General features: G+C 60.6%; 4 protein-coding genes. 2 read left to right on the top strand and 2 right to left on the bottom strand.

All coding sequences use genetic code 11. From position 1 onward, the window contains the following. Window positions 1-261 precede the first annotated feature (261 nt). Window positions 262-1,080: a tRNA cyclic N6-threonylcarbamoyladenosine(37) synthase TcdA gene (gene tcdA / locus G5358_RS20655; RefSeq protein WP_421324838.1), complete on the top strand. Its 819-nt coding sequence runs from the start codon at window positions 262-264 to the stop codon at window positions 1,078-1,080. Window positions 1,081-1,119: 39 nt separating this feature from the next. Here tcdA and G5358_RS20650 read toward each other — a convergent pair whose 3' ends face one another. Then, window positions 1,120-1,554 (bottom strand): SufE family protein, encoded by a 435-nt coding sequence (locus tag G5358_RS20650; protein ID WP_201948443.1) that lies wholly within the window; start codon window positions 1,552-1,554, stop codon window positions 1,120-1,122. Window positions 1,555-1,567: 13 nt separating this feature from the next. Next, complete coding sequence (locus tag G5358_RS20645; RefSeq protein ID WP_421324837.1) at window positions 1,568-2,788, bottom strand: aminotransferase class V-fold PLP-dependent enzyme; 1,221 nt, start codon at window positions 2,786-2,788, stop codon at window positions 1,568-1,570. On the opposite strand from G5358_RS20645, the gene G5358_RS20640 reads away from it, so the two are divergent. Further along, window positions 2,771-3,006: hypothetical protein (locus tag G5358_RS20640; RefSeq protein WP_421324836.1), on the top strand; the 236-nt coding region annotated here is incomplete at its 3' end. The two genes, G5358_RS20645 and G5358_RS20640, sit on opposite strands and share 18 nt — an antisense overlap.

Genomic DNA, 3,006 nt, shown 5'->3' with positions numbered 1-3,006 from the left:
AGAAGTGAAACGCGGTAGCGCCGATGGTAGTGTGGCATTCGCCATGCGAGAGTAGGACACTGCCAGGCACCCAATTTAAGAACCCCGCTCGATGAGCGGGGTTTTTTATTGCCTGCAATTCAGAAAGTCGTCTGATAACTGACCTTTTATTCCCTCTTCTCTGCCGTTTTCCCTGTTTTTCCTCCCCGATTTTCTCCGGTTATGCCATCGCGGCTGGCGGTGGTTGTCGCTATAATGGCCGCCCTCAAGCAAGGTGGTGGTATGAAAGCAGAATATTTACAGCGATTCGGGGGCATTGCCCGTCTTTATGGTCAGAACGCCCTGCGTTCCTTTAGCCAGGCCAAGGTCTGTGTGGTGGGGATCGGCGGTGTGGGCTCTTGGGCGGCCGAGGCGCTGGCACGCGCCGGTATCAACCAGATCACCCTGATCGACATGGACGATATCTGCATCACCAACATCAATCGCCAGATCCACGCTATGCAGGGTACAGTCGGTCGCCTCAAGACCGAGGTGATGGCCGAGCGTATTCGCGCCATCAACCCGGATTGCGAGGTGATCGAGGTGGATGATTTCGTCACCGCCGATAACCTGGCCGAGCATATCAAGCGGGAGTTTGACTATGTGGTGGACGCCATCGACTCGGTCAAGGCCAAGGTGGCGCTGATTGCCTTCTGCAAGCGCAACAAGATCCCGGTGATCGTCGCGGGTGGTGCCGGCGGGCAGATGGATCCGACCCAAATCACCGTGGCCGATCTGGCCAAGACCATTCAGGATCCGCTCGCTGCGAAGGTTCGCTCCGACCTGCGCCGGTTGCACAACTTCAGCAAGAATCCGGCGCGCAAATTCGGGGTGGAGTGTGTCTTCTCAACCGAGCAGCTGAGTTATCCGGATGGCAATGGCGGTACCTGTCAGGCCAAAGCGGCCAGCGATGGCACCATGAAGATGGATTGCGCCTCCGGTTTTGGCGCCGTGACGCCGGTGACGGCAACCTTCGGGCTGGTTGCCGCGTCCCGGGTATTGAAGAAGATTGCCGAGCGGGGCGCCCGCGCCGAGAAAGATAGCGGGAATGAAGAAGCTTGAGCGATTGGCGAAGCCTAATCGACCGCTGAACAGAGCGGGTTAGACAGCCTGTTCCCGGATCGCCAGCACGATCGCTCTGAGCCCGTTACCCCGTGACGGGCTCAAGTGCTTCTCCAGCCCCAGTTCGGTGAAATAGCCTTCCATATCAAAGGCCTGGATCGCTGCAGACGATTGGTGGTTGAGCGCTGCCAGCACGATGACGATAAGGCCCCGCACGATGCGGGCATCGGAATCACAAGCAAAGTGCCAGCAACCATCCTCGCTTTGCTCTCCCTTCAGCCACGCCTGGCTTTCACAACCCTTGAGGCGGAACTCCTCCTGCTGCCATTCGCCGGGTAGCGCTGGCAGCTGTTTGCCGAGCTGGATGATGAGCCGGTACTGGTTCTCCCAGCCGTGAGCGGCGGCAAACTGCTGGCGGATGGTGTCGGCGTTGGGCTCAAGGCCAATCTGGGTATAGCTTGCGAGGTCACTCATTCGGTTGTCTGCCTTAGAAGAAGTCACTGAGTTTGTGCAGGGCGGCCAGCAGGGCGTCGACATCATCCCGATTGTTGTAGCAAGCCAGCGAGGCGCGCATGGTGCCGCCGATCCCGAGCGACTCCATCAGCGGCATGGCGCAGTGATGGCCGACTCGCAGGGCGATCCCCTGCATGTCGAGCAGGGTAGCAGCATCTTGCGGGTGGATGTCGTCGAGCAAGAAAGAGACCGCACCGGCGCGTTGGCTGGGTTCGCCGACCAGACGCAACCCCGGCACCTGTTGCAGGCCAGCGACCAGATAGTCGGTCAGTGCCTGCTCATGTTGGGCGAGCCATTGCCGATCTTGCGCCATCACAAAGTCGATGGCGGCGGCGAGGCCGATAGCGCCAGCGATATGGGGGGTGCCCGCCTCGAATTTGAAAGGCAGGGTGTTGAAGGTGGTGCCGCTGAAACTGACCCGATCGATCATCTCGCCACCTGTTTGCCAGGGCGGCATCCGTTCCAATAGCTCGGTGCGGCCCCACAGCACGCCGATGCCGGTCGGGCCATAGAGCTTGTGGCCGGAGAAGGCATAGAAGTCGCAACCGATGGCCTGTACATCCACCTCGAGATGAGCCACCGCCTGGGCGCCGTCGATCAGCGTCACGGCGCCAACCGTTTTGGCGGCCGCCACCATCTCTTTGACTGGATTGACGGTGCCAAGGGCATTGGATACGTGGGCCACGCTCACCAGCCGGGTGCGTGGCCCCAGCATGGCGTGATAGGCGGCCAGATCGAGATCGCCCCGCTTATCGAGCGGGATAACCCGGATGACTGCGCCGGTGCGCTGGGCGACCAGCTGCCATGGGACGATATTGGCGTGGTGCTCCAGCGTGCTGAGGATGATTTCCTCCCCCGCCTTGAGCTCGCTCATCCCCCAGCTCTGGGCTACCAGATTGATCGCTTCCGTGGTGCCGCGGGTCCAGATCACCTCTTGGCTGCGGGGTGCATTGATGAAGCGGGCGACCGTCTCGCGGGCGGCCTCGAAGGCGCGGGTTGCGCGACCACTCAGCGCATGGGCTGCGCGGTGCACGTTGGCGTTGTCGGCCCCATAGTAGTGAGCGATGGCATCCAGTACCGCTTGCGGCTTCTGGGTGGTGGCGGCGTTGTCCAGATAGACCAGAGGGTGGCCGTTTACCTCCTGCGCCAAGGCCGGAAACTGGCTGCGCAGTTGGTCGTGCTGTTGCTGATTCATGTTCCCCTCATCATCTGGAAAAAGTCATCATCTCGAAAGGTCGGCCATGATCCTGAAAATAGCGCCCGAACACAAGGCGCGATAAGCCAGATGGGCGGTTGCCTGCCGTGCAGCAGGTACGGCTCGTCGGGTGATTTCTGGTACAATGCCGCCCCTCATCATAAGCCAAGAGATCCGGCCCATGAAGCTCAACCCCAATCAGAACGAAGCGGTCAAGT

Origin of the sequence: Aeromonas sp. 604176, from assembly GCF_049170755.1 — a bacterium.
Classification (GTDB): Bacteria; Pseudomonadota; Gammaproteobacteria; order Enterobacterales; family Aeromonadaceae; genus Aeromonas; species Aeromonas veronii_A.
Note: the sequence above shows the minus strand (reverse complement) of the source record. Positions and strands in the feature narration are given on the sequence as shown.